Source organism: Dapis purpurea BLCC-M126, assembly GCF_050015975.1.
In the GTDB taxonomy this organism is placed as follows: domain Bacteria; phylum Cyanobacteriota; class Cyanobacteriia; order Cyanobacteriales; family Microcoleaceae; genus Trichodesmium.
In genome coordinates this window covers 28,717-32,724 of record NZ_JBNHER010000277.1, presented here as the reverse complement: position 1 = coordinate 32,724, position 4,008 = coordinate 28,717, and the positions used below count along the sequence as shown (strand labels likewise).

At 41.5% G+C, this 4,008-nt stretch carries 2 protein-coding genes and 1 pseudogene; 1 reads left to right on the top strand and 2 read right to left on the bottom strand.

The genetic code is table 11. The features are described from left to right. Positions 1–590: 590 nt before the first annotated feature. On the top strand, positions 591–2,612 hold the full coding sequence (gene bchD, locus ACP6PL_RS25715; RefSeq protein ID WP_426548179.1) for a magnesium chelatase ATPase subunit D: 2,022 nt from the start codon (positions 591–593) through the stop codon (positions 2,610–2,612). Positions 2,613–2,766: 154 nt separating this feature from the next. Here bchD and ACP6PL_RS25710 read toward each other — a convergent pair whose 3' ends face one another. Both ACP6PL_RS25710 and ACP6PL_RS25705 read right to left on the bottom strand, forming a co-directional pair. Continuing rightward, positions 2,767–3,018, bottom strand: coding sequence for a UPF0175 family protein (locus tag ACP6PL_RS25710; RefSeq protein WP_426548178.1), 252 nt, complete (start codon positions 3,016–3,018; stop codon positions 2,767–2,769). Between the two features lie 140 nt (positions 3,019–3,158). Further along, positions 3,159–4,008: pseudogene (locus tag ACP6PL_RS25705) on the bottom strand (hypothetical protein); the annotation flags it as partial.

The following is a 4,008-nucleotide window of genomic DNA, read 5'->3' as shown; positions in this document are numbered from 1 at the left end:
ATCAGGGTGCATCTACTAAACGTAGTATAACACCCATGAGGGGTTATACCCTCTATTTTTATATATTTATAAATTATTAATATTATAAATTATATTTATAAATATAAGTTTTTCTCAACTAAAGTCGAATATGTAAAAAAAAGCCCCTTGGCCAAAATTGGCTAAGGGACAAATAACTATCAGGGTGCATCTACTAAACGTAGTATAACACCCATGAGGGGTTATACCCTCTACTTTGTTAAAAGTATTAATAATGTTACATATATGTAAAAGTTATTTTTATTGTAAAAATTAGTATACATAATTTACAGGCTAAAAAAAATACTTTAATCATAATAATATGTAGCTTATAAATATAGATGTAAAATTGATGATTTGAAATAATCACTAACTTTGAAAAATATTAAATGAAGTTTTGTCGTGATTAAATTCTGTATCAATTAACGCATCGTCCATAGATATAGCAGAAGGCATTCAGCAGTAGGCAGAAGCGATAATGCTCCGCATCGTTTCACGATCGCTAACCCCGACTGGAAAAATATGTCCCATTAATTGATATTCTAAAAAGTAAGAGTAAAACTATTCAAACTATGCCTGTCGTTAACCCTCCCACCATCATCAACTTTCCTCTAGCTGCTGTAGTTGGACAAGAAGCAATAAAACTGGCCTTATTATTAGCAGCCGTCGATCCAGGATTAGGAGGAGTCGCCATTGCTGGCCGTCGAGGTACAGCGAAATCTGTAATGGCCAGAGCTATACATTCTCTTTTGCCTCCCATTGAAATTGTCAAAGGTTCTATTAGCAACTGCAATCCCAACTATCCTGAAGAATGGGATGAGGAACTTTTAGAAGAGTATCCCAACGCCACAGCAGAAGAAATACCTACGGAAGTTATACCTGCACCTTTTATTCAAGTTCCCCTGGGAGTGACAGAAGATAGGTTATTGGGTTCGGTGGATGTAGAAAAGTCAGTAAAGCAGGGGGAAACAGTTTTTCAACCAGGTTTATTAGCTTCTGCTCACCGAGGAGTATTATATGTAGATGAAATTAATCTACTTGATGATAATATTGCTAATCTATTACTGACAGTTTTAACAGAAGGGAAAAATCAGATAGAGCGCGAGGGTATTAGTTTTCAACATCCTTGTAGACCTCTATTTATTGCTACCTATAATCCAGAAGAGGGGCCACTACGAGAACATTTGCTCGATAGGATAGCGATCGCTCTCTCAGCAGATATGGTTTTAGGTTTAGAGCAACGGGTGGAAGCAGTGGAACAAGCTTTAGCTTATGCTAGCTCTCCTCAAGGTTTTCTAGAAAGATACACAGAAGATGTAGATAATCTCAAAACTCAGATTTTGTTGGCGAGAGAATGGGTAAAGGATGTGGTTATTACCCATGAACAAATATTATATTTAGTAGAAGAAGCAGTTCGTGGAGGAGTACAAGGACATCGGGCAGAACTTTTTGCAGTGCGAGTTGCTAGAGCATCGGCAGCACTGGACGGACGAACAACTGTTAATGCTGATGACTTGCGTCGGGCGGTGGAGTTAGTTATTGTGCCGCGAGCAACAATAGTGCAAACTCCCCCAGAAGAGGAACAACAACCGCCTCCACCACCGCCTCCACCTCCAGAAGACAACTCGGAACAGGAACAAGAGGAAGAAGACGAAGATGAGGAAAACCAGGAACCTCCAGAGGAAGAAGAGGCAAGTATTCCCGAAGAATTTTTATTCGATCCGGAGGGAGTGGTATTAGATGATAGCGTACTCATGTTTGCTCAAACGGCGAACCGTCAGGGTAAGTCGGGTAGTAGGAGTATGATTTTTTCTGAAGATCGGGGGCGTTATGTGAAACCAATGTTGCCTAAAGGTAAGGTGCGACGTATTGCTGTGGATGCGACTTTGCGCTCTGCTGCTCCTTATCAAAAGTCGAGAAGAGAACGTCAACCAAACCGCAAAGTTATTGTGGAACAGAGTGATATGCGGGCGAAACGATTGGCAAGAAAAGCAGGTGCCTTGGTGGTATTTGTGGTTGATGCTTCGGGTTCCATGGCATTGAATAGAATGCAGTCGGCAAAGGGTGCGGTGATGCAGTTGTTGACGGAGGCGTATCAGAGTCGCGATCAGGTTTCGTTAATTCCGTTTCGGGGGGAACAGGCGGAGGTTTTGTTACCGCCGACTCGTTCGATAACTTCTGCGCGACGACGTTTGGAAAAAATGCCTTGTGGTGGGGGTTCGCCTTTAGCGCATGGTTTGACTCAAGCAGTGAGAGTTGGTGTGAATGCCAAGCAGTCTGGTGATGTGGGGCAGGTGGTTATTGTGGCTATTACTGATGGACGCGGGAATATTCCATTGGCACGTTCGTTGGGTGAGCCAATGTTGGATGATGAGAAGCCAAATATTAAGGAGGAGTTGTTGGAAATTGCTGGTAAAATTAGGGGTTTGGGTATTCAGTTGTTGATGATAGATACTGAGAATAAGTTTGTTTCCACTGGGTTTGCGAAGGAGTTGGCGAAGCAGTCGGGTGGTAAGTATTATCATTTACCCAAGGCAACGGATCAAGCGATCGCTGCTATGACTCAGAATGCTTTGAAGGATGCTATTGGGTAACTTCAGTTATCAGTTATCAGTTATCAGTTATCAGCTAAAAGTTCGTAGTAGGGCTTTAGCCCCATCTTATATTTCGGGCTGAAGCCCTACTACGAACCTGATGTAATTCCCTGCACATCCTAACTCCTGACTCCTGAATTCTGACTCCTCAATATTAGGCACGTTTTAGTTCCTCAGCTAATTCAGCTTCAGTGAGTTGAAAAGTATCTACACCATAATCAGCTAATTTTGTTAAAAATAGAACTTTGGGAATACCTGCTAAATTTGCAGCAGCACCAGAGGAAAGACGACCTAATTCATAAAGTTTAATGGCAGAAATTAGTTTCATTTCTTGACTAAGTTCTTCAGGGGTTAATTTTAACGCTAAGGCTGTTTCTTCTGGTATATTAATAGTTAGTTGATACATAGGTAGAATCTATTTTTTGTTCAAATATTAATCTGGAATTGATTATGATATAAAATAATAAGCTCTAGTATTTTAATCCTCTAGCTTCAGTTGGAGAAACTAATAACTAATAGCTGATAACTGATAACTGATAACTGAAATCACCGCCACCACCGGGAAACATCTTGAATAGCAATGGCTGTGTTTTTGATTGCTTCTTCACCTCCTAAAGAAAAGATGACGGGAGTTAATGCTGTTATGTCTGAAAGTAAGTCGGGGCGAGTGCGAAGGGATAGGGTGTGAAGGGTATCTTGCCAGAGGGGGTAAAGTTCACTTTTTGGTATTTGTGTCAATTTATCAGCCAAAGCACTGAGAACATCAGCACGATTATACTCAGACTGAATCTGTCGAGCAGCAGCCAGAGTTTCTGGTAATATTGCGGGAAATTTATCAGCTAAAGCACTGAGAACTTCGGCGCGATGTTCCTCATTTTGAATCTGTCGAGCAGCAGCCAGAGCTTCTGGTAATATTTCGGGAAATTTATTAGCCCAAGTTCTCAGAGCTTTGGCACGATCATACTTAGACTGAATCTGTCGAGCAGCAGCCAGAGCTTTTGGTAATATTTCGGGAAATTTATCAGCTAAAGCACTGAGAACTCGGGCGCGTTGATACTTAGACTGAATCTGTCGAGCAGCAGCCAGTGCTTCTGGTAATATTTCGGGAAATTTATCAGCTAAAGCACTGAGAACTCGGGCGCGTTGATACTTAGACTGAATCTGTCGAGCAGCAGCCAGTGCTTCTGGTAATAATTCTGGTGTCAATTTATCAGTCAAAGCACTGAGAACTTGGGCGCGATAATACTCAGACTCAATCTTTTGAGCAGCAGCCAGAGCTTCTGGTAATAATTCTGGTGTCAATTTATCAGCCAAAGCACTGAGAACTTGGGCACGATATTTCTCAGACTGAATCTGTCGAGCAGCAGCCAGTGCTTCTGGTAATAATTCTGGTGTC